Raw genomic sequence first — 23,410 nt, 5'->3', positions numbered from 1 at the left:
ATTTCCGCTCAATTCCACAATTATTATGAAAAAGACATGCCAATCAACCAGCAGGGGGAGAGAGTGCAGCTTCGCCTTCAATTATTTTTTTACGGGAGTCATGTGGATCTTACTTTTTCCGCTTTTCCTTTTTGCTCAACAAAAGAAAACAGTGTCCGGCACTGTAAAGGCCAAAGATGGTACACCGTTGCCAGGTGTGACAGTAATGGTAAAAAATGAAAAGACCGGCGCGCATACAGATGGCAATGGACGTTTTACTATTTCCGTAAATCCTGGTGCTACTTTGGTGTTCTCCTTTGTCGGTTTCGGAAAGATAGAGCAGCCGGTAGATAACAGGACAGAGTATAATGTGCAGATGAGTGAACAGGCCGGCACACTCAACGATGTGGTAGTAGTGGGATATGCTACCCAGCAACGGAAAGACCTGACCGGGGCAGTGGGTAGTGTGAACATGAAAGATTTTGCGAAAGCGCCGGTAAAGTCGTTCGACGAAGCGCTGGCCGGCAGGGTAGCAGGGGTCGCGGTAGCGAGCAATGATGGTCAGCCGGGTTCTATCTCCAATATCGTTATCCGCGGTGCAGGGTCTATCACACAGGATAATTCCCCGCTCTATGTTATTGACGGTTTCCCTACCGAAAGTTCTAACGCAAATGCGATCAGCCCGGGTGATATTGAGTCGATCGACGTATTGAAAGATGCGTCCGCCACTGCTATTTATGGCGCCCGTGGATCCAACGGCGTTATTCTTATTACCACTAAAAAAGGTAAAACCGGCGCGCCGCAGGTAACCTATAACGGGTACTATGGCTGGCAGCAGGTGCCGAACAAAATCCCGTTAATGAACGCCTACGAGTTTGTACAATATGTGGGCGATGTGAACCCATCTATCTATGATTCCGTATACCTGGCCGGCGGGGCCAAACTGGAAGATTACCGTAACAAGGAATCCATAGATATGCAGGACTTTGTGTACCGCGTAGGTCAGAACCAGAACCACGACATTGCCGTGCGGGGAGGAAATGATAAAACGAGATATTCACTCTCCGGTAATTTCAATAACCAGAAAGGGATCATTATTAATGGCGGTTTTAAAAGATACCAGGGCCGGTTTTCACTGGATCAAACAGTGAACAGCAAGCTGAAAGTGGGTATCAATGCGAATTACGCCTACAATGAAACCTACGGGATACCGGTGTCCGCCACCAATTTTTATGCGTCCGCAACTACATTGTATTCCGTTTGGGGCTTCCGGCCAACGACCAGTATCGCCGGCCGCGACAGCAGTGTGAACCTCGTGGATGAATTTTATGATCCGGGCAATGAACTGGCAAATAACCAGGACTATCGCGTGAATCCATTGCAGAATATACAGAACCAGTATACCATGAACAAGGTGAACAACCTGTTCGCTAATGCGTATGCGGAATATGCCATCACCAATGGACTCACACTTCGTATAGCCGGTGGTATCAACACGGTAAATACTGAGATCAATATTTTCAACAACTCCAAAACGCAATCCGGCAGTAAATGGAACGCCAACGGCGTGAATGGCAGCGTGGAAACCAAACCCACTTCACTCTGGCGTTCGGAAAACTCGCTGACCTACCGCAAAAGCTGGAACAAGTTACACAACCTCACCGTGCTCGGCGTACTGGAAGCGCAGGGATATAAAAATTCGCAACGCAGGTTTTCGGCAAATCAAATTCCCAATGAAGACCTTGGACTGGACGGAATCGATCTGGCCGCGCCGGCCAATACTTCACTGCTTTCACTTAGCTCCGGTTGGACAATGGCCTCCGGCGCACTGCGCGTGAACTACGATTACAATTCAAAATATCTTTTCTCTGCGTCTGTCCGTGCCGACGGCTCCTCTAAATTCGCAGCCGGCAACAAATGGGGATACTTTCCTTCCGCTTCTGCTGCATGGCGCTTCAGCAGCGAAGAGTTTATGAAAAATGTAAGTTTCATTTCTGATGCGAAGATCAGGCTGGGCTATGGCGCATCCGGGAACAACCGGGTGGGCGACTTTGCTTACCTGTCCCAGTTACAACTCACCAGCAATCAATACTGGTATTCCGTGGGAAATGGACCACTGAGTATTGGCTCGGTGATGATATCTTCCGGTAACGCGGACCTGCGCTGGGAAACCAACGAACAAACCAATATCGGCCTGGATATGGCCTTCCTGAAAAACAGGCTGACACTCACCGTAGATGCCTATCTGCGTACTACAAAGGATCTGCTGCTGAATGCCGCATTGCCTTATGCACATGGCATAGAGAGCGCGCAGGGATTTAAAAATGTGGGTCAGTTACAGAACAAAGGCCTGGAGATCACGGTGGCAGGTGTAATTGCGGATACCAGGGAGTTCGGCTGGAACAGCAGTTTTAACATCAGCTTTAATAATAATAAAATACAATCACTGGCAGAAGGACAACAATCTATTCTCTCTGGTTCCGGAACTTTTTTCAATACTACTTACTCGGGTCTGTTCCCTTATATCTCTGTAATCGGAAGGCCGCTAGGAGAGATGTACGGCCTTGTATTCGATGGAGTATACCAGTATTCCGATTTCGATGTAATGCCAAATAACACCTATCTGCTGAAGCCGGATGTGCCCACCAATGGCGCGGCGCGCAACGCTATCCGTCCGGGTGACATTAAGTATAAAGACCTGAACGGCGATCTCCAGGTGAACAACCAGGACTACACCATTATTGGCAGTGGTTTACCAAAACATACCGGTGGTTTCAGCAATGATTTCCGTTACCGCAATTTTGATCTGAACGTATTATTGCAGTGGTCTTATGGCAATGATATTATCAATGCCAACCGGTACGTATTTGAAGGCGGTATTGTAAATAATCCGAACCTGAACCAGTTTGCCAGTTATGCCAAACGCTGGACGCCCACCAACCCCAGCAACGCCATGTTCCGCGCAGGCGGTATGGGCAATGCAGCTTATTCTTCCCGCGTGATTGAAGACGGTTCTTACCTGAAACTGAGAACGGTTTCCCCTGGGGTACAATGTGCCGGGCGCATTGCTGAAACGTGCGAAGATAAAGAATGTGCGTATCTACGGTGCTGCCCAAAACATTTATACATGGACGAAGTACTCCGGTATGGATCCCGAGGTGAACGGCAGGCCTGGTAACCTTACCCCCGGCTTCGATTACGCCGTTTACCCGCACTCATTGTCTTATGTGACCGGTTTAAATGTAACCTTCTAAAATGATGAACATGAAACGTATTTGCATCCTGGCATGTATAGTAATAGCAGGGCTTACTTCCTGCAAAAAATTCCTTGATACGCAACCAACGGATTTTTATACCACCACAAATTATTACGGAACGGAAGCACAGCTCCAGCAGGCGCTGAACGGTGTATACGGCGACCTGATGCGCCCAGAGCTGTATGCACAGGTGATGGGCTTCAACTTTGTATCCACCACAGATGAGGTAATGTCTAACCGCACAACAGATGGCGATGCACGCGGTCTCCGTTACAATTACGACGCCTCCCTTGTGCATATTGCCAACATCTGGCGTTATGCATACGTAGGCATCAATAATCTTAATTCGTTACTGGATAACATCGATAAACCAACGATGGATGCATCCCGCCGGAATATCATCAAAGGGCAGGCATTGTTCCTCCGCGGGTTCCTGTACTTCATTCTTACCAGTAATTATGGAGATGTACCTGTAGTACTTCACACACCCGCTATCAATGATGTGAACATTCCGCAGGTAAAGCAGGCAGACGTGTATGTACAAATTGAGAAGGATATGAAAGAAGCAGAAGTGCTGCTGAAAGATTATACCATCACCCAGGCGAAATTCAACGAGGTAGTGACACTCTCCGCCGTGCAGGCGATGCTGGCACGTGTATATCTTTATTGGGCTGGTTATCCGCAAAACAATACCGCCAAATACCAGGATGTGATCACCTATACAGATAAAGTGATCCTCTCCGGCCTTCATGCATTGAACCCCGATTACCGCCAGGTGTTCATCAACCTGGCTACAGATCAATATGATGTAAGAGAAAATATCTGGGAGCTGGGCTCACTGGGCGCCGCTGCCGGTGTGGTGAACAAGTCGGGGAATGATATCGGTAACTTTGTGGGGATCCAGTCTACGCTGACTGCCCTGGACTCTACCTCCTACAACTCCGCCGCATGGGTATGGGCCACTAAAAAGCTGTTCGATGCTTATGAAACAGATCCCAACAGTACCCTTTTACCAAACAAACCTTCGCTGGATATCCGCCGCGACTGGAACTGCGCCAACTATATTTACAGCGGAACAAATCCCCGCGTAAAAGCAGCCCGTCCTAATCCCTGGCAGATGTGCGCCGGCAAATTCAGAAGAGAATATGTACCGCAGGCGATCCGTAACACCAATGGTGTAGGCGGCACGTACAATATCAACTGGCCCATGATCCGCTACTCAGATGTATTGCTGATGCGCGCGGAAGCAGAAAACTACGTGAACGGCCCTACGAATGCTTATAACTATGTGAACCAGGTGCGCAAAAGAGGATATGGACTGATGAATGGCAACGTAGTAAAATCCATTACGATGGTGAGTACCGGTGATGGCTATACGAAAATGCCCGCGGTAACGATTACTGGCGGTGGCGGTAACGGCGCTACAGGAACAGCGATCCTTACCAGCGGCAAGATAACGGGTATTTACCTGAACAGCCCTGGTGCATTGACGGTAGGCTCCTACTATACTACTTCGCCTGTGGTAGTGATAGGCACCTTCTGGACGCCGGGCGCCAGCTATACCACAGGCACACAAGTCACCAATGGCGGTATGCTGTACACGGTAACAACGGCAGGCACTGCTACTAATACGCCACCCAGTCATACCTCCGGCGCTTCTGATCCTGCGGTGACCGGCGCTGTATTCACCTATGCAGGTACCGCAGCTACGGCTACTGCCACCATCACTACCGGTAGTGAATCAGATCTTACACCGGGTCTTAGTAAAGATGCATTCCAGCTGGCCATCCGCGATGAAAGAATGCGGGAGCTGTGTTTTGAAGCCGTGAGAAAAGCGGACCTGATCCGGTGGGGCAGTTTTGTATCAGACATGCAGAACTTCGCATCCTGGGCTACCGCTAACGGTGCGGGCGTAACCTCCACAGGTAATCCTAACGGTTTGCAAGGAGTACGCAATATAAGCGCCAGGCACGTGATGCTGCCGAAGCCAACTTACGAACTCAATCTAAACCGCTTACTGACACAAAACGCAGGCTGGTAATTCTTAAAAACATCCACATGAAAAAATCATTCATCATACTGTTGTCTTTCCTTGCGGTGGCTTGTTCTAAAACACTGGAAATAGATACGCCGGATTTTAATGTAGCCCTTGATCCTGCAAGGCTGGTATCAGACACGTTTACCTATCGCCTGGGAGACACTACCCGCTTCAGGTTCAGCGGCAGTGCAGGCAATGTGACCTTCTATTCCGGGGAACCAGGCAAGCGCTACGATGGCCGCACGTCTGCAAACAAACTGGGAAAGATCACGCTGAGTTTTTCCTCAAAATCGGAATTTGGTACGCAAAAAAATACCCTGCAGGTACTGGCCACCAATAAACTACCCGGCCTTGATTCCGCTTCTGTAGTAAATGCCGCATGGACGAATATCAATGATCGCGGGGCACTGGCTACCAGCGCCACCGTAGTGCCTTTTGGTACGGCTGATCTGACAGACCTTGTGGCTAACGAAAATGATTCACTCTTCATTGCTTTCAAATACAGCGGCGTAACAGGTTCCACACAGCGTACCTGGACGATCACCGAATTTACCGTGAACAATGTGTTAGCGGAGAAAACGGTTTTGATCAGTTCTTTGTCGGCCGATGTGGCTTACTGGACACGCTACGGCAATGTATGGAGCCCTTCCAACGGCCGCTGGACAGCTTCTGCCACAGATCTTAAAATTACCGGTGGTGGTGGCAGCGCAGCTACAAATACCAGCTGGATTGTCACCAAACCATTATACGCGGGCCGTGTTCCGGGAGATGTAAGTACCGGCATCAAGAGTATCAATGAACCGGATAAAGAAGAATATGCTTATGCTTATCCGGCGCCGGGCGTATACAAGGCCACCTTCGTGGCTTTTAACCACACACTGGATGAAGAAAAGAAGGTTATACGGGAACTGATCATTAAAGTGACACCATAAGAATATGAAACCATTGCTTTATTTTATTTTAGCCGCCGGCATCACTGCCTACACGGTGGGCGGGGAGAAGGACTTTATCAGCAGTAATGCAGGCTTTGCCCGGCAGCAGCTTAAGCATATGCTGAAGGACACGGAATCCCGCGACAGCCTGGCCTTTCCCAGGACGATCAACAAAGAGGGGAAGATGATTACTACATCGATGTACGACTGGACACCCGGTTTTTTTCCGGGCTCACTCTGGTATGCATATGAACAAACCAAAGATCCCGCGCTGAAACAGGAAGCTGTTAAGTGGACGGAGAAGTTAAAGCCGCTGAAGGATTTTACACAACACCATGATCTTGGTTTTATGATGTATTGCAGCTATGGCAACGCTTACCGGATTACCGGCAACAAAGCGTACCGGGATATCCTTATCCAGGGCGCCCGCTCGCTCAGCACCCGTTTTAACCCGGTAACACGGAGCATTAAATCGTGGAATGCCTTTAAATCGTGGCATAGTCAGCAGCTATACTACTATCCCGTGATCATCGACAACCTGATGAACCTGGAGCTGTTGTTTTTTGCAGCTAAAGAAACCGGCGATACCAGCTTCCGCCACATTGCAGTGAGCCACGCGGAAACCGCCATGCGCAACCAGATACGGCCGGATTACAGTTCCTACCATGTGGTATGTTATGATACCACCAATGGTAAGGTGCTGGCACGCGAAACTGCGCAGGGGTACGCCGATAATTCTACCTGGTCGCGTGGCCAGGCATGGGGCATCTATGGTTTTACCATGATCTACCGGGAAACACATGACCCGCGTTTCCTCAAAACTGCTACCGGTATGGCCGACTGGTTCCTGGATAATAAAAATCTTCCGGAAGATAAAGTACCCTATTGGGATTTTAATGTACAGGAGAATGGATATGTTCCAGGTGTGCGTTCCAATGCCAACAAGGTGAAAACAAAATACCGCGATGTGTCTGCCGCCGCTATTGTGGCATCAGCACTATTTGAGCTGAGTGGTTATGCCGGCAAGGGTAAGGGGGAGCAATACCGCCAGGCAGCGATCACCATACTGCATTCACTCGCAGGTACTGCGTACCGGGCACCGGAGGAAAAGAACGGCAATTTTATATTGATGCACAGCGTGGGAAGTATCCCGCATAATGCAGAAATTGATGTGCCGCTGGTGTACGCGGATTATTATTTTTTAGAAGCATTGCAACGGTATAATGCTTTACTGGATTAGTGCATAAAAAACGACAGGCACCTGGTTATCCGGATGCCTGTCGTTTTTAGTGTTATTGATTGCCCTCTTCTTTTTTACGGGGACCCTGGCTTTTTCTATATGCCTTCAGTTCATCTTTATCAAGGAAAGAATCTTTATTGGTGTCTATGGCGGCGAAATTTTCGCTTAACCTGGAAAGCCGCTTGTTGTCCTTTGCTGCTGAATCGACCTCAGCTTTGCTGAGTTTACCATCCCCATCGGTATCGATCTTTTTAAAGAATCCTTCACGATCCTGTTGCTGCGGTTGTTGTGCATAGGTTTTTACAGATGCCAGTGTTGCCATTAACAAACCTGCTACAAAAAAATGCTTCATCATAATTGTGCGTTTTTGAGTTTTTTAAAAGATTTAATTTTCTGGTGCATACTGAAAACATCCAGTAACCACAGTACGGGGTGGAAAGGAATTAGTTCAGCATATATCTAAGATAGCCGTGGAGTTGCGAAGTTTAAAGTACCCGGATGGTTACGCCGGGAATGGTTCAGTATGCCGGTAAGCTGTATAGCTTTACAGTATTGTATTTGGCGGTTTTTGCCCGAGATGGGGGCTTAACACTGTTTAACAGTGGTTAGTATTAATTAACGGTTATACCCGCGTGATCAGCCGTAAACTGGCCGATCACGCAGTATAAAAGTGTTACGGCATCAGTTCCTGTAGCTTTTCTATCAGGGCCTCGCCGCGCAGGTTTTTGGCGATGATACGTCCCTGCGGATCAAGGAGGAAGTTTTGCGGAATGGCGCTTACTTCATACAGTTTACCTGCTTCGTTTTTCCATCCTTTCAGATCGGATAACTGTTGCCAGGGCAGGTCGTCTTTCTTCACTGCACCAAGCCATGCGTCTTTGTTGGTATCCAGTGATACGCCAACGATCGTAAAGTTTTTCTGCTTGAATGCCAGGTATGCTTTCAGTACGTTGGGATTTTCTGCCCTGCAGGGCCCGCACCAGGATGCCCAGAAGTCGACCAGCGTATATTTTCCTTTGAAATCAGAAAGCTTAACCGGTTTACCGTTCACATCGTTCTGTGTGAAATCCGGCGCCAATACACCAATTGAAAGTCGTCCCAGATTATACAGCTTTTTCGCAAATTGTTTACCGGTTCCGGTGTTGCGCAATGCCGGGGAAAGTCTTTTGAAAAAAGGCGCAATACGCGGTACATCCACATCCTTGCCTGCTACCTCAATCAAGGTAGCGAGGCAGATGTATGATGCAGGATTTTGACGGATGAAAACATATTTCAAAGAGTCTGTTTCTTTTGAAACGATCTGGTATTGTTTCATCACCGTATCTATAAAGTGGGGATCTTTTTTTTGCTGTTGTGTTGCAGTGCGAAACATGGAGTCCACGGCTTTGCCCAGCTGTTCCCTGCGGAACAGCACCGTGTGTTTGTACCGCTTGTAATCATTGTTCACAGGACCTCCTGTAATTGCTGCATGGATTACAGAATCGGTGCCGGTAATTTGAATAGCCCCTTTTTCCAGGTAGCAATCATTAACATCAGCAGTCTTCTTCCATTTTGCGAAATCTTTTCCGGTATGATCAATGAGTACATGCACCATCGCAGGATCTTTCACCTGCCCGCTAAACCGGAAAGCACCTTTATTCAGCATCGCTGAGTCGAGGACCTGCTGGTTGCTCCAGCCGTAGTTTGTTATCAGGTAAGCCTTTGCAGAGGTGGTAAGCGCAGGTAGTTTGATGGTTAGCGTGTATTTGCCGGACTGGGCTGATACCCATCCCGGCGCCAGCATAGCTGCCAGTATAAAAATTTTCTTCATGAAAATTGATGTGTTGAGAACGGACAGGATGATTTGTTTCACCACCATCTTGTCCGTTAATCAGGTTATTGAAGATATCCCGGGTTGGGCGTTAAATTCGGATTTTGGAGGAGGTCAGCGGGCGGTATCGGCCAGTAAGACATATAGCTCATCCAGGTAGTGGGTTTGGTTGGCGCTACGGTGGCCATTACGGCATCGATGGCGCCGGTGCGTTTCAGATCGAAAAAACGATGGCCACATTCTGTAAACAGTTCGGTTTGCCTTTCTTTGGCAATAGCCTTGAGCAAACTGGCCTGTGTACCTGCCGGCAGCGCTCCGAGGCCCGCGCGTAAACGCACTACATTCAAATCTTCCATGGCATTACTTTTATTTTGCATGGCCCTGGCTTCCGCCCGGATCAGGTATTGCTCTGAAAGCCGCAGCAGTACCTGGTACTCCGCATTGGTGGACGCGGATTTATATTTGGCCGGGAAATAGTACACCGTTGTCGGGGCGGTAGAAGAGGCCGCCACTGTGGAGGTACGCACCCAGTTGGTGAAGCGTGCATCGCCGGGTTCAAAAGTGTCCTTCAAGAGGTTGCTCAGCTTAACGAATACACTGGAGGAAGCAGGACTTTGCGGCGGCACAATCGTTTCCGGCATACCATTGTTGTAGAAGGCATATTCATTGGTGAATTTCGGGCTGTTGGTCGCCAGTGCCCAGATGGTTTCCCTGCTGTTGGCAAGAAATACCTGGTTGATTGGCAGCATCGCATAATTGGTGTTGCTGATCAGTTCACCCGCCTGCGCTTCGGCATTGGCCCAGTCTTTTGCATAGAGGTACACCCTGGCCAGCATAGCGGTAGCCACGGCTTTGTTGGGGCGGAAACGGTTAGTGGTAGTAACCCCGTAACCATTTTTATACTCATTGTCTAAAAGGGATTGAGCCATTTTGAGATCGGCAATAATTTGCTGGTACACATCAGCTTCCGGGACGCGGAACAACCGGTTGTTTACCGTGTAATCGTTCGTCAGCGCCAGCGGTACCGGGCCATAAATATTGACCAGGTAATAATAAAAATAGGCGCGCAGGAAATAGCATTCACCCAGCCATTGATTTTTATAAACGAGGTTACCCTTGCTGGCGTTGATGCCCTGGATAGCCGTGTTAACGGTGAAAAGTTTTTTATACAGGTCGGTCCAGTTGCCGCTTTGCCCGCTTTGTATCGCGTTCTTGTAGAACACATCTGCAAAGTTACCGGTCAGCAAACTGCTGAGTTCATCGGTATACAAACCCATGGTATAGCCAATGTTGGCATTCGCGGAACCGGTAAAAGGACCGGTATTGTTCATGGTGAGGTAAATGCCGGTAACCACTGTTGATGCCATGTTATCGGTGGAATATACATCCACCGCAGCAATGGTATTGGCCGGCAGCTGGGTACCATCCAAATATTTTTCGCAGCTGGTTAGCGCGATGCTTAGCGAAGCGGTGATGGCCAGCAGGTGTTTCGAAAAACTATAATTGACAGGAAAGATCATCTTCATTTTCATTGCATTAAAGTGTAACATTAATTCCGGTTGTAAATACGCGCAGTGGCGGGATTACGCCTGCATTCAGGTTTTCCGGATCGAGGCCATCGAATTTGGAAATGGTAAGGAGGTTTTGTCCCTGCAGGTACACCGACAGATTTTTGAGATGCAGCATTTTGTTTACTTCCGGGCTGAAACTATAGCGAATGCTTACATTCTGTAGCCGTGCGTAAGTGGCGTCGCTGTAGCCGCCGGTACTGCTTTGCAGGAGGCCTTGCCGGAAGATGCTGGTGAACTGGGAGCTTAACTTTGGAATATCGGTTATGTCGCCAGGTTGTTGCCAGCGGCGCAACCAGATAGTAGAACCATTTAAGCCATAGAGCCCGAAAGGAAAGGCGGTTTGACCAAGAAAGTTTTGTCCTGTGCGGCTGGTGAAATTGAAGGTGAAGTCGAGTGTCAGCCCTTTATAGGTAAAGGAATTCTGCAGTCCGCCAAAGTATTTCGGCGCCAGGTCAACAAACTCGGTTTTATCGGCCTGTGTTAATCCTCCCGAGTAGTCAGCCACATTTCCTTTCGCATCGGTAAAACTGTAGTTACCGGTTTCCGGGTTTACCCCGTTGTATTTATAGAGTAGTTTACCGGTAACGGGTTTGTTCAGCACATAGTTGGCATTTTGAGTACTCGATGGTAATCTCAGCAGTTTGCTTTTGGGTATGGACATATTGAACCTTGTTGACCAGGTAAAATGCCTGTTCTTGATATTGGTGGAACTCAGGCTGATTTCCATACCACTGGTACGTATCAGCGCATCGGAGTTTAAGGTATAGCTGGGATAGCCGGTAACAGTTGATAAGGGCTGCCCCAGCAGCTGATTGCCGGCACGATTGGAGTAATAGCTAAAGTCGGTCATAATCCGGTCGTGAAAAAATCCCAGCTCCAGACCGGCTTCCGAGTTAAAATTACGTTCCCAGTTCAGCAGGGGATTGGGAAGCGAGTTGGGTGTTAATCCAACTTTTCCATCATACGATCCGCCGATGACGCTATATGTTTCCAGGTACCGGAAATCACCAATGGCATCGCCGCCTACCACGCCGCTGCTGATCCTTATCTTACCAAAGCTGAGCCACGGCAGGTGATCAGTGATCAGCTTTTCCTGGCTGAAAATCCAGGCCAGCGCTGCAGAACCAAAGTTCCCGATACGGCGGCCAGGGCCAAACTTGGTAGAACCATCGCGCCGTGTATTGATATCGATAATATATTTATCGTCCCATACAAATTTTATAATTCCATACATACCAATGGACCGGTACTCCGTAAGATTGTAATTAGTAGTTACCGTAGATCCCGCAGAAGGGTTATTCAGCAAGGCATCAGAAGGAAATCCGGTTCCGGTGATGTCGTCAAAATACGTTACCTGGTTGTTGACCTCGCCGCCCAGTTTAATGCTTAAATCACCTTTCTTACTGATTAAAGTATTGTATTCGCCATATGGTGAAATAGTGATGGAGCGCGTATTATACTGATGAAGTATGCCTACCGTTTGCGTAGGGGCCTGGGTGTTAGTGGGATTAAATACTGTTGTGGGATAGCCGATCAGTTCCTTTCCGTTAATGGTATTGTAGCCAAAAATACTGCGGAGGGTCACTTTTTTGACCGGCCGGTAAGTGAGCGTTGCATTGGCCAGGAGATTATTCGTTACGTTTTTATACAGCCTGTTAGCGTTGCTGGCGGTGCCGCTGCTGTTTAGGTCGCTTCCGATCGACGCCCAGTTGATACTCCCGTCTTCGTTATAAGCTGGTGGTGCATTGGGAGGAGTCAGCGCGCTGACTGAAAAATCGTAGGGCACCATATCATTTTTTGAAGAGAGATAAGTACCGCCTAGGGCTAAACTGAATTTATTGTTGGTACTGCCGGTGTTTAACGCAAACCGGAGAGAGCCATCCCTGTTTGATCCGCGGTGGCGTTGTATGTTACCCATATCACGGAGACTTCCGCTGATCAGGTACGTGGTGTTTTGTGCACCTCCGCTGTAAGAAAGATTCACATTAGAAGTTGCAGCCGATTTTCCCATGAATTCTTTCCGCCAGTTGGTGTATCGGTCGGCAGGCCAGACACCATTCAGATCATTATCGCCGGCCGGTATTTCCAGTTTATCATTTGCCAGCGCTTCGCGGCGGAGCATCAGGTATTGATCGGTATTGAGCAATGTGGGTGTTTGCCCGTTCACTGATACGCCGGTGTAGATATTGGCATTGAACGACTGTTGGGTAGACCTGGATTTCTTTGTGGTAATCAGGATCACACCATAGGCGCCGGAGGAACCGTAAATAGCAGTGGCGTCCACATCTTTGAGCACATCAATGCTTTCAATATCGTTTGGATTGATGTAATTCAGGCCACTGCCTCCCTGCAGAAAAGTTTGCGTGCCGTAGGAGGTATTATTGGAAAGAGGTAATGTGCCGCCCGGGTAACGTACACCGTCCACGATGATCATCGGTTGTGTGGCCCCGGTGGTGAGGTTGGCGGAGCCGCGCATCCTCACGGTAAATGCGCCCCCTGGCTGACCGGTTACCTGCTGGATAAATAATCCGGGCACCTTTCCCTGCAACGCTTCCAGCACATTATTTACGGGATTTTTTTCTATCTCTTTTGATGTAACCGTAGTAATGTTACCGGCATTAAATCTTTTGGTGGTTGTACCATAGGCCGTTATCTGCACTTCATCTATGGGTGAAGTGCTTAATGCCAGCTGGATAAGGAGCGCAGAAGGATTGCCCGAAACCAGTTTTGAAGCGCCGGCAGAAGTTCCTTCAACTCCGGAAGACTTGTGTTTGGCAGGCAGTTCAGATGACACTACCTGGAAATTACTACCGGTGAAACGCAGGAGGAGCGGAGCGAAGCCGACAGCAGATACTTTAATAACATCTCCCGTATTCGCATCAAAAGAAAAAGAGCCGTTGGCAACAGAAGTAGTTCCCTTATTGGTTCCTGTAATCACAATATTCACTCCCGCTAAAGGTTGTCCGTCGACGGAACGGATAAAACCTTTAACAGGAATGAATGTGGCAGCAGGGGGGGCGGAAGAAGAAGCCAGCTGGCCCGAAGGCGCAGCCGGAAGTTTTCGGGAAACAAGAATGGTCTTGCCTTCGATCACATATTCTAAAGGTTGGTTTTTAAAGACATCATTCAGCAGCTCCCGCAATGGCAGGTTATCAGCAGAAAGTGACACCGGTTTGGCATCGGCCAGCACGCCTTTCTGATTTAGCAGTACATAGCCCGTTTGCTTTTTAATAGCGGTGAACACCTGCTTCAACGTCAGGTTCCGGCCGGAGATGGTGACATGCTGCGCCATGCTGGCGGCGTGGGCATGAATAAAAGCAGCAGTTAATAAGAAGGTCGTTAATTTCATAGCCCTCAGGATTTTGGTTCTTTTTCTAAAGGGCTTGCTGAATCCTTCATTGACGGATTGCGCAATGCCCGGGTGCTGCCCCGCACGAACAGGAGGGCAATAGCATTTTTTTTGCATAGATTTGCAGCAGATTTGGTTGTTAATAAAAGTGGTTGGTAGACCGTTTTTTTGACTAATTAAATTCATCCACCGTCACAGTTAGCGCTGTGACGGTTTTTATAATAAAGGTATTATTGCACAATCAGCTTCCTGCCTTCCAGGCGGAAATGTATACCAGCTCTGCCAAGCATCACCAGCAGGCCGTTTAACGAAACGTCTTTGGTCATTTCCCCTTCAAACTCAATATCCGGAATGCCTTTTTCATACACGACTTCGATATCATACCATCGCTCCATCTGGCGCATGATTTCCGCGAAGCTCACCCCATCAAAATAGAAGATGCCATTTTTCCAGGCCATCACTTTATCGGTGTTGGCATTTTCAATCACCCGAATGCCCGTTTTCGCGGCGTTTCCGATTTGCGCCTGCTGGCCTGGCCGGAGCACTGCGTTGCCCGGTTGGCGCCCGTTGGCGAAGCCCGCCACACGTACCGATCCTTCCAGCAGGGTAGTGGCAATCGTTTGTTCATTTTCGTAAGCATTCACGTTAAAATGTGTGCCCAGCACTTCTATTTCCACTTTATTGTTCACGCTCACCCGGAAGGGCATGTCCGCATTTTTCGCTACTTCAAAATAGGCTTCGCCGGTAATTGCTACTTTTCTTTCTTCACCTGAAAACAGCGTAGGGTAGCGTATTGAACTGGCTGCATTCAGCCACACCTGCGTGCCATCCGGTAAAGTGACCCGGAATTGCCGGCCTTTTGGAGTAGACATCGTATTGAATACGATTTCCCCGTTGGACGCTCCTGCTGGATCGTAGGCCAGTTGCCCGTTTGCCAGTACCACCTGCGTGCCGTTCTGTTTCGCGATCACGCCGTTGTGGAGACTATCCAGCGTTACCCGGGAGCCATCGGCCAGGGTAAGGATGGCGCCCTCCCTGCCGGGGGCAATGTCTGTGGGCTTAGCAGCCATAGCAGCTGGCGGCGTATTTTTTTTATGGGCAAGCCAGAAATAGGCGCCTGCGGCCAGGACCAGCAGGATGATGGAAGCCGCTGCCCGACTCCGGCGAGGCAGGAAGTGAATGCGGCGCGCGGGCTTGTCGCTGTTTAAGGCCCGCTGCAATAAAGGCAACAGTGCCTCGTCCTGCGTGGCGTTCATATCCAGCTCGCCTGCCAGCTCATCAAAGGCTGCCTGTAATGCCTCCTGGTGATCAGGGGCCTGTAACAGCTGCTGAAACTCCACCTGCTCGGCGTCGCTCAGGCTTTTATCCAGGTATTGACCTGCCAGGTAATATATGCGTGTATTTTCCATGCGCTATATATAAGATGCGGGAAAGAAAGACTTGTCACTATCACTTTCTGAAAAAAAGTAAAAAAATAATAATGGCGGGCAAGCGGGCGGAGTCTGGCAGAAAACTGCGGATGGTTTGAAGGGCAGCGCTGATGGCATTGCGTACATATCCGTCTGAAAGGCCGAGATGAGCGGCGATTTCTTTTGTGCTCAGCCCTTTTTCCCGGCTCAGCTCATAAATGGTTCTGCGCTGTGGGGACATTACCTGGAGCGCGCGTTTCACCGCATATTGTATTTCTTTCACCGAAATGCTACTCAATGCGTGGTTGAAGCTGGCGTCTTCCTGGTGAAGGTCGCCCAGCTTGGTATTATACAAGGATGTTTTGCGGAGGTATTGCAAACATTCATGGATGGTGATTTTTCTCAGCCAGGGCCCCGGGAGCTGTACGTCTCTTAGCCGGTCCCTGTTCAGCCATATCTTAATAAAAACTTCCTGTAACACCTCCTGTTTGGCCGGCTCACTGTGGAGCATGCGTAAAGCGAGTAAAGCCAATGGTGTGGAGTAAAGGTTAAATAAAGCTGCAAAAGCAGTTTCGTCCCCCTCAGCAATGCGCAAAAGCAGCTCCTTTTCAGTATATGTTTGGTTAGACGACAATTATTTTTTAAGGCTGGATTATTTCGCAAACTAGGGCAAAAAATGATAAGAAAGTAATGGTTAGTGTAATTTATAGAGGAGGTTCTAAAATAAAAGAAAAAATCCTGTAAGGTTTTTCCGTCTTCTCCGACTAATACCCGCTACCGGGAAACCGGAAAAAAATATATTCGTAAATTCATATATGCAAAGAGATCAGAACAAAGGTATCATTGCCGGCGGCAACACACTCGATCCGCATTCGTGGGTGAATAAGTATGCGGATTACCTGTATACGTATGCCGTTACACGCATTAATGATGAAGAGCAAGCGAGAGACCTGGTACAGGAAACCTTCCTTGCTGCCCTGGAAAAGGTTGATACATTTGAAGGCAGAAGCACAGAGCGGACCTGGCTTACCGCCATTTTAAAATTCAAGGTGATAGATGTTTATCGCAAAAACTCCTCCGCCTTCGCCAAACGCGCTAACCTCAGCGATGCTGAACAGGAACACCAGGATTTTTTCGATGCCATCGACGGGCACTGGAATGATCAGCACCGGCCAAGAGAATTAGGGATTGAACGGCCTGATGCGCTGGAAAATAAAGAGTTTCAGCGGATACTGCAGCTATGCATGAAGAAGCTGCCGGTGTTATGGCTTTCGGTTTTTACGATGAAGCATATGGATGATGAATCTACCGAAACCATCTGCAATACCTTAAAAGTATCTGCATCAAATTTTTGGGTGATCATACACCGGGCAAAAGTAAATCTTCGCGCCTGTCTTCAAAAAAACTGGATTTAATCAACCGCTATGAATGAATTAAAAAAGATCGCCTATAACTGCCGGAAAGCCACTTTCCTGATTGAGAAGCAGCAGATAGGCCGCATTACGCTCCGTGAGAAACTGGAACTGAGAATCCACCTGGCAGGTTGTTCCATCTGCAAAACATTCCAGCAGCAAAGCATCATCATCAATCAAATGGTACACAATTTCTTCCATTCAGCTGGCCAGGCTGAACGGAAGCTGGATGATAAATTCAAACAGGAACTGCAAAAGAGCATAGATGATAAACTGAGATAGCATTTATATCTCCTCACGCAGGGCTCCGGCAGCCGCTTTTAACAAGGAAGCGCTTACCCGTTGGGTAATATCCGGGTTGATATATTCAAAAAGAATGGTGCCTTTCCTGCTGATAATAAAAACGGATGGTACCGGCAATAATTTGTTCACGTTTTTACCTCCGGAAGTTTCCCCCAAAAATGAATCATAGTCCCGGGGTCCTTTAAAAGCAATCCCGAATTTTTTGGCAGCGTCCAGGTCTGCATCTGATAAAAGCGTATAAGTCAGTTTTTGTTTGTTCAATGTTTTATTAAGATTTTCCGGGCTGTCCGTGCTGACAGCAATCACCTGGTACCCCATATTTACAAGGTCCTGCTCAATTTCCTGCAACCCCGACAGTTGTTTTGAGCAGTAGGGGCACCAACCCCCACGATAAAAAACGAGGATGGCCGGCTTTTCTGCCACCGACTTATTCAAGTCAAAACGTTTCCCTGAAGAGGTGGGCAGTTGCAGCATGGGTATGGGTTCGCCTATCAGCAGGGGACTGATGTCTTCCGGTTTTACAGGAACACCTGCCACCATTTCTACCGTGTCTTTTACAGTTGTGGTGCCCGCCATCGCAGTATCACCTGAATTTAAAAGACCCATCACGGCGAACACAACGCAGGCATTCTTCCAGCTGGCTACGCTGAAGTAGTTGTGTTTTTTAATGTTTGTTTTCATATGATCTGTAGATTTTTTGCTTTAGTCGTATGAACCCGCCGGTCCTTACAAAAAGAATTACTTTAAAAAGATAGAAAAGACTGTAAGGAATAAACCGGCTTTCCGACAAAGCAGGAAAGACCATACAACATGAAACACATAAAAAGAATTGCCCCCTGGGTGGCTGCTGCGCTGATACCCCTGGCATTGCCTGCCTGTAAGAAAGATCATTCAGATGGTCCGGATGGTGCGAGTGATAAAACAACCATCACCATTGAAAACGTTTTAGATTCCCGGCCCCTGGTAGAATCCGGCGCCTTCCAGGGAACCGGAACACCGGCGCTGATTTTACCGGGCCAATCCGCTGCCATCACATTTTCTGCCGCCAAAGGTGAGGCCATCACCTTTGCAACGATGTATGGCGCATCCAACGATTTGTTTTTTGCACCGGAAAATCCAGGGATACTGGTATATGACCAGGACGGAAAACCTATTGAAGGCGACGTTTCTTCACAGGTAAAACTATGGGATAATGGCACCCGTATAAACCAGGCGCCAGGTGCTGGTGTAGTCCATCCGGGAACTGCTGAAAATAAAAACATCTCGGAAGTCAGTGGTACCGATGCCCAGGGAAATACCTATCTCCCTGCTTCCAAACTGGTAAAAGCAACCCTGAAATATAACGGGAACTCAGAGTTTACCCTGACCCTCCGGAATACTTCGGCAGGAACGGCTAACGAAACGCCTTTAAGTCCTGGTGTATGGGCCATATCCTATATCGCAGGCGGCAATTTACTCAATCCGTCCCCGCTGTATGTTAAAGGAATGTCCTCTGCCAATGGTTTAACCTCCATCGCAGAAGCGGGGAATAACATGCCGCTGAAAACGTATATAAGCAGCATCACTGGTATATTTACACCGTTGTCTCCGGTGCTGGTAGTGGTGTATAACGGAATAGAAGATCCGTTGTTTAAAGTGGGAGAGAATGACCGGAACGAAGGATTGAAAGAACTGGCCCAGCAAGGGAATGCGAATATACTCGCCGCTTCATTAAAAACAAAAAGTGGCATTAAATCGGTGTATGTGCTTCCTGCGCCCAACACCACGGTATTACTTCCAAAGATAGGGGAGCAGGCCGGGGGAAATGTTTCCCAGGAAATTACCGTTACAAAAGGCGACAGAGTGGCAATAGCTACCATGTATGGGTTCTCTAACGACTGGTTCTTCGCCACCGGTGCAGATGGCATTGATCCCTTTAAAAAAGGCGATGCTTCCGCCGCTATTACCTTATATAACAATGGAACTGCGGTTGATCAGTTCCCGGGAGCAGGCGTAACACAGTTCAATTTAGCAGGAACGCCGCTCACAGAAAGCAAGCCAATTGCGGTGGTGCCCAATCCCAATCCATTTACCACCTTGCCAGGCATCCCGGAAATGATAAAGGTTACTTTTAAATAGTTGGCATAACGGCGCCCGTCATTTCGGCTACATCAAAACTCAATTTGGCAACATATAGCTTTCCATAGTATCAGACCTTTGAGATGTAAAATTAAATACATCGACAAATGAAAACGATCTTCATTACAGGAGCATCAACAGGTCTGGGCAAAGCAACTGCCAGGTTATTTCAAAGCAAGGGATGGCAGGTGATCGCCACCATGCGTAAGCCGGAAAACGAAACGGAGCTTTCACAATTGGAAAATGTGATCCTGCTGCCGCTCGACGTTACCAATACGGAACAAATCAACGATTGCGTAAAAAACGTTACCGCAAAATATGATGTGGATGTGGTACTCAATAACGCGGGATATGGACTGATGGGCGCGTTGGACGCATTGAGCGATGAGCAGATTGTAAAACAACTGAACACCAATTTACTCGGCGTTATAAGAGTTACAAAAGCATTTATTCCTTTTTTCAGGGAAAAGAAACAAGGCTTATTTATTACGATCACTTCCATCGGGGGCTTGGTGGGCTTCCCGCTGGGTTCCACCTATCATGCCACCAAATGGGCACTGGAAGGCTGGAGTGAATCTTTATCTTATGAACTGAGCCTGCATAATATCGGCATCAAAACCGTTGCACCGGGTGGTATTGTTACCGATTTTGCAGGCAGGTCGCTGGAAATGGGCAGTCACCCGGCTTACGAGGACATGATGCAGAAAGTGTTTGCGTTATTCGATCCTGAAGCTTTTTCAACAGCAGACGAAATAGCGGGATTAGTATATGAAGCGGCTACCGACGGGCAAAACAAAATTACCTATGTGGGTGGTGAGTATGCAAATGCGTTATACAACAGACGCCTGGAAATTGGTAAGGAAGCGGCCCGCATCGAGCTTGGTAAAAGTGTGTTAGGAAATTAAGTCTTAAATTTGGTAAATGAAGAAGTCAAATAATATCCCTGCAAAAATAGATTCCATTTCTGAACTTAGCAGATTATTGGGGGTACCAAAACCCGTGCATCCTTTGATTGGTTTTTTCGACAACACCAGTATCAAAGTTGATACCAGTCAGCTTCCGGAAGCTTTGTTGCTGAATTTTTACAAGATATCATATAAACTCAATCAGAAAGGCAAAATGGGATATGGGCAGGGATATTATGATTTCGATGAAGGCGGAATGGTGTTTACCGCTCCCAATCAACTGATCACCGTTCCGAATGAAGCGGTATATGAAGGGTTTTCATTGCTTTTTCATCCCGACTTTATCAGGAACTATCCCATTGGGCAAAAAATTAAACAGTACGGATTCTTTTCTTATGATACCAACGAGGCCCTGCATTTATCCGACAAAGAAAAACAGCAGATTTTTACTGTTGTCGAGAGTATAAAAGAAGAACTTAATAATGCCATAGATGCTTTTAGCCAGGACCTCATCGTGTCCTACATTGAGGTATTGCTTAACTATAGCAATCGTTTCTATAAACGGCAGTTTATTACCCGCAAATCTGTGAATCACGATCTGCTTACCGGCATAGAAGAGCTGCTCAATAGTTATTTTGATAAAGAAGAAGGATTGCAGAAAGGTCTTCCCTCGGTTGAGTTTTTAGCAGAGCGGCTAAACGTTTCACCACGATACCTGAGTGATATGCTACGTTCGCTCACCGGGCAAAATGCCCAGCAGCATATCCACGAAAAACTGATTGAAAAAGCAAAGGAATACCTGATGTCTACCCAACTATCGGTGGCTGAAATTGCTTACCAGCTGGGATTTGAGCATCCTCAGTCTTTTAACAAACTATTCAAGCGGAAAACGAATTTAACCCCGGTAGCGTTTAAGCAGTCATTTCAGGATAATTAAAACAGCGATCGCTTACCCTAAAGCCGCCACTTTTCAAAAGCCGGAAGTATTGTTTTGTAAATTAGAACAGGTTGTATTATTTTCATGCATCACTACCCGTTATAATTAACACGATACCATCCGTGATCCACGCTAATGAACAGGAATTGTTGCTCTCCGTTGCAAAAGGAGATGAGCGGAGCTTCCAGGTTCTCGTTAAACAATACTGGCCACAGGTATATGGCACGGCGTTACGCCTGACACGTTCTCCCGAACAGGCGAAAGACCTCTCACAGGATATCTTTCTCAAATTATGGAACAACCGGGCAAAGCTTCCCGGCGTGGAAAAAGTGGGTACGTTTATATATGTATGTGCCCGCAATCTTATCATGGACCACCTGGAGAAAAAGGTGCTGCATACTGATAATATTGAATTCCTGGCCGATCATCTTTCCGAAGCTCCCTTTAGCGACCCCCAGTCCGGTATGGAATACAAGGAGCTGGAAAAGATCCTGCTGCAGGCCATCGAACATCTCCCGGAGAAAGTAAAGACCGTGTTTGTGTTGCATCGTTTTAACGGGCTAAGTCATGTGCAGATCTCCCGGAAACTGAATATTTCTGTGGTAAGCTCACAAACCTATATTGTACGGGCGCTGCGCAGCATCCGGGAGTATTTAAGCCGGCATTCCGAAAGTGTTTTCGCCTTGTTGTTCCTGGCTTCCAATCATTTTTTATGAATTTTTCAGTTTTACTGTCTTACCCCTTCTTTGTTTCCCGTCCTTATAACGGGAGATATTAAATCTGTATCAGCATATGTCTGAAATTACTTTTGAAGATCTGTTTAAAAGATACATGAGCGGAACGCTGAACGCAGGAGAGATCCGGTTGTTCAGAAGCATGGCCCTGCAGCCGGAAAATAAGGCGTTGCTCTCCCAATTGTTGCAGGAGGCTTTTAATGATCCTGCTTATGCTGAAAGCGCAGATTTTGACGCCGGAGAAATGGCGCTGGAAGTGATGATGAAAGCGCGGCAAAGTGAAGCTATACCGGTTTTACATCGTACAAAACCATCCATTGTTGCACGCCCCTGGTTTAAATATGCCGCCGCAGCAGCTATCTTTTTATTACTGTTGGCTGTAAGTTGGGAGTGGAATAACCGTAAAAAAACAGGGACTGGTACTATAGCGCAGGCGTCGCAATCGCCGCGGGGAACAGCGCGGCCTATGCTGATCCTGGGAGATGGCACCCGCATAGCGCTCGACAGCGCCGCTAACGGCGCCATCGCTCAACAGGGCTCCGCACAGGTAATTAAGCTGGCCAACGGGCAGTTGGCCTATAAACAATTTTCACAGAAGAACACCGGCCTGGTATACAATACCATGCAAACACCCACCGGCTGCCTGTACCAGCTTATTTTACCCGACGGCTCACATGTCTGGCTCAATGCGGCTTCTTCTATCCGTTATCCCACCGCTTTCCCGGAGGATAAAAGAATGGTGGAAGTTTCGGGAGAAGCATACTTCGATATCGCCAAAGATGACAGGAAACCATTTATCGTAACCGCCAAAGGCATGGACGTGCAGGTATTGGGAACGTCGTTTAACGTAATGGCCTATGCCGATGAAGCTGCCGTGAAAACCACGCTGGTACAGGGAGCAGTAAAAATAAACGCGGACAGAATATTACATCCCGGTGAACAGGCGGTACTGCATCACGCTTCCGGTGAGCTGAGCGTGAACAAACCAGACATGGAAGAAATACTCGGTTGGAAAAACGGGGAGTTTTATTTCAGGAATACAGACATCAGCACCATCATGCGGCAGATAGCGCGATGGTATGATATAGAGATAAAGTATGAAGGGGATATGTCCGGCATTGAGCTCTCCGGCATCGTTTCCCGGACAGCAAAGATATCACAGTTACTAAAAGCACTTGAACTAACCAAAATCGTACGTTTTAAGACACAGGGAAGAACTATTACCGTGATGCCTTACCAGGAGGCCAATTAAATCACTCTTTTAAAACAGATATGTCATGACCTGATTGCTGCACGGATCATCCGTAGTAAGCACATCTGCTGAAAACCAATTGCCGGGGGCCCCCGGCGTGGTAAGCTATGTGCGTACCTGACTAAATTTCCACGTTTATGATTGCTAATGTTTAAAATCCACGA

Annotated in this window: 18 protein-coding genes; 11 read left to right on the top strand and 7 right to left on the bottom strand. The window is 47.8% G+C overall.

Annotation, left to right across the window (positions count from 1 at the left end):
• Window positions 1-100: 100 nt before the first annotated feature.
• The 4 genes from QFZ51_RS20645 to QFZ51_RS20630 all read left to right on the top strand — a co-directional run bounded on the left by QFZ51_RS20645 (window position 101) and on the right by QFZ51_RS20630 (window position 7,446).
• A complete protein-coding gene (locus tag QFZ51_RS20645) occupies window positions 101-3,157 on the top strand; it encodes a SusC/RagA family TonB-linked outer membrane protein (protein WP_429048470.1) in 3,057 nt (1,018 codons plus the stop codon).
• An 86-nt stretch (window positions 3,158-3,243) separates the two neighbouring features.
• Window positions 3,244-5,277: a RagB/SusD family nutrient uptake outer membrane protein gene (locus QFZ51_RS20640; RefSeq protein WP_429048468.1), complete on the top strand. Its 2,034-nt coding sequence runs from the start codon at window positions 3,244-3,246 to the stop codon at window positions 5,275-5,277.
• A gap of 17 nt (window positions 5,278-5,294) precedes the next feature.
• Entirely contained in the window at window positions 5,295-6,206 is a 912-nt protein-coding gene (locus QFZ51_RS20635; protein ID WP_429048467.1) for a DUF5017 domain-containing protein, read from the top strand.
• Window positions 6,207-6,210: 4 nt separating this feature from the next.
• Window positions 6,211-7,446 (top strand): glycoside hydrolase family 88 protein, encoded by a 1,236-nt coding sequence (locus tag QFZ51_RS20630; protein ID WP_429048466.1) that lies wholly within the window; start codon window positions 6,211-6,213, stop codon window positions 7,444-7,446.
• 52 nt (window positions 7,447-7,498) lie between these two features.
• Here the strand turns inward: QFZ51_RS20630 and QFZ51_RS20625 are convergent, their stop codons facing one another.
• The 6 genes from QFZ51_RS20625 to QFZ51_RS20600 all read right to left on the bottom strand — a co-directional run bounded on the left by QFZ51_RS20625 (window position 7,499) and on the right by QFZ51_RS20600 (window position 16,180).
• The gene (locus QFZ51_RS20625; protein ID WP_429048464.1) at window positions 7,499-7,801 is read right to left on the bottom strand and encodes a hypothetical protein; all 303 of its coding nucleotides are present in this window, start codon (window positions 7,799-7,801) and stop codon (window positions 7,499-7,501) included.
• A gap of 318 nt (window positions 7,802-8,119) precedes the next feature.
• Window positions 8,120-9,256 (bottom strand): redoxin domain-containing protein, encoded by a 1,137-nt coding sequence (locus QFZ51_RS20620; RefSeq protein WP_429048463.1) that lies wholly within the window; start codon window positions 9,254-9,256, stop codon window positions 8,120-8,122.
• 65 nt (window positions 9,257-9,321) lie between these two features.
• Window positions 9,322-10,782 carry a RagB/SusD family nutrient uptake outer membrane protein gene (locus tag QFZ51_RS20615; protein WP_429048462.1) on the bottom strand — a complete coding sequence of 487 codons (1,461 nt, stop codon included), beginning with the start codon at window positions 10,780-10,782 and terminating at the stop codon, window positions 9,322-9,324.
• Window positions 10,783-10,792: 10 nt separating this feature from the next.
• Window positions 10,793-14,176, bottom strand: coding sequence for a SusC/RagA family TonB-linked outer membrane protein (locus QFZ51_RS20610; RefSeq protein WP_429048461.1), 3,384 nt, complete (start codon window positions 14,174-14,176; stop codon window positions 10,793-10,795).
• 230 nt (window positions 14,177-14,406) lie between these two features.
• Window positions 14,407-15,585, bottom strand: a complete 1,179-nt coding sequence (locus QFZ51_RS20605) for a FecR domain-containing protein (protein WP_429048460.1) — start codon at window positions 15,583-15,585, stop codon at window positions 14,407-14,409.
• A gap of 40 nt (window positions 15,586-15,625) precedes the next feature.
• Window positions 15,626-16,180 (bottom strand): RNA polymerase sigma factor, encoded by a 555-nt coding sequence (locus tag QFZ51_RS20600; RefSeq protein WP_370910661.1) that lies wholly within the window; start codon window positions 16,178-16,180, stop codon window positions 15,626-15,628.
• A gap of 220 nt (window positions 16,181-16,400) precedes the next feature.
• On the opposite strand from QFZ51_RS20600, the gene QFZ51_RS20595 reads away from it, so the two are divergent.
• A complete protein-coding gene (locus QFZ51_RS20595; RefSeq protein ID WP_429048459.1) occupies window positions 16,401-17,000 on the top strand; it encodes a sigma-70 family RNA polymerase sigma factor in 600 nt (199 codons plus the stop codon).
• Between the two features lie 9 nt (window positions 17,001-17,009).
• Complete coding sequence (locus tag QFZ51_RS20590; RefSeq protein WP_429048457.1) at window positions 17,010-17,279, top strand: hypothetical protein; 270 nt, start codon at window positions 17,010-17,012, stop codon at window positions 17,277-17,279.
• A gap of 3 nt (window positions 17,280-17,282) precedes the next feature.
• On the opposite strand, the gene QFZ51_RS20585 is transcribed toward QFZ51_RS20590, so the two are convergent.
• Window positions 17,283-17,981 carry a peroxiredoxin-like family protein gene (locus QFZ51_RS20585; protein ID WP_429048456.1) on the bottom strand — a complete coding sequence of 233 codons (699 nt, stop codon included), beginning with the start codon at window positions 17,979-17,981 and terminating at the stop codon, window positions 17,283-17,285.
• A gap of 129 nt (window positions 17,982-18,110) precedes the next feature.
• On the opposite strand from QFZ51_RS20585, the gene QFZ51_RS20580 reads away from it, so the two are divergent.
• The 5 genes from QFZ51_RS20580 (at window position 18,111) to QFZ51_RS20560 (ending at window position 23,246) form a co-directional block, all read left to right on the top strand.
• Window positions 18,111-19,418, top strand: coding sequence for a spondin domain-containing protein (locus QFZ51_RS20580; RefSeq protein ID WP_429048455.1), 1,308 nt, complete (start codon window positions 18,111-18,113; stop codon window positions 19,416-19,418).
• A gap of 107 nt (window positions 19,419-19,525) precedes the next feature.
• A complete protein-coding gene (locus QFZ51_RS20575) occupies window positions 19,526-20,323 on the top strand; it encodes an SDR family oxidoreductase (protein ID WP_429048453.1) in 798 nt (265 codons plus the stop codon).
• Between the two features lie 16 nt (window positions 20,324-20,339).
• Complete coding sequence (locus QFZ51_RS20570; protein ID WP_429048451.1) at window positions 20,340-21,260, top strand: helix-turn-helix domain-containing protein; 921 nt, start codon at window positions 20,340-20,342, stop codon at window positions 21,258-21,260.
• A 122-nt stretch (window positions 21,261-21,382) separates the two neighbouring features.
• Window positions 21,383-21,976 carry an RNA polymerase sigma factor gene (locus tag QFZ51_RS20565; RefSeq protein ID WP_429048450.1) on the top strand — a complete coding sequence of 198 codons (594 nt, stop codon included), beginning with the start codon at window positions 21,383-21,385 and terminating at the stop codon, window positions 21,974-21,976.
• Window positions 21,977-22,052: 76 nt separating this feature from the next.
• Window positions 22,053-23,246 (top strand): FecR family protein, encoded by a 1,194-nt coding sequence (locus QFZ51_RS20560; RefSeq protein ID WP_429048448.1) that lies wholly within the window; start codon window positions 22,053-22,055, stop codon window positions 23,244-23,246.
• Window positions 23,247-23,410: the final 164 nt, after the last annotated feature.

The sequence above is a fragment of the Chitinophaga sp. W3I9 genome, assembly GCF_050434025.1.
Classification (GTDB): Bacteria; Bacteroidota; Bacteroidia; order Chitinophagales; family Chitinophagaceae; genus Chitinophaga.
The sequence above is the reverse complement of the archived record's forward strand: the minus strand, read 5'-3'. Positions and strand labels throughout refer to the sequence as shown.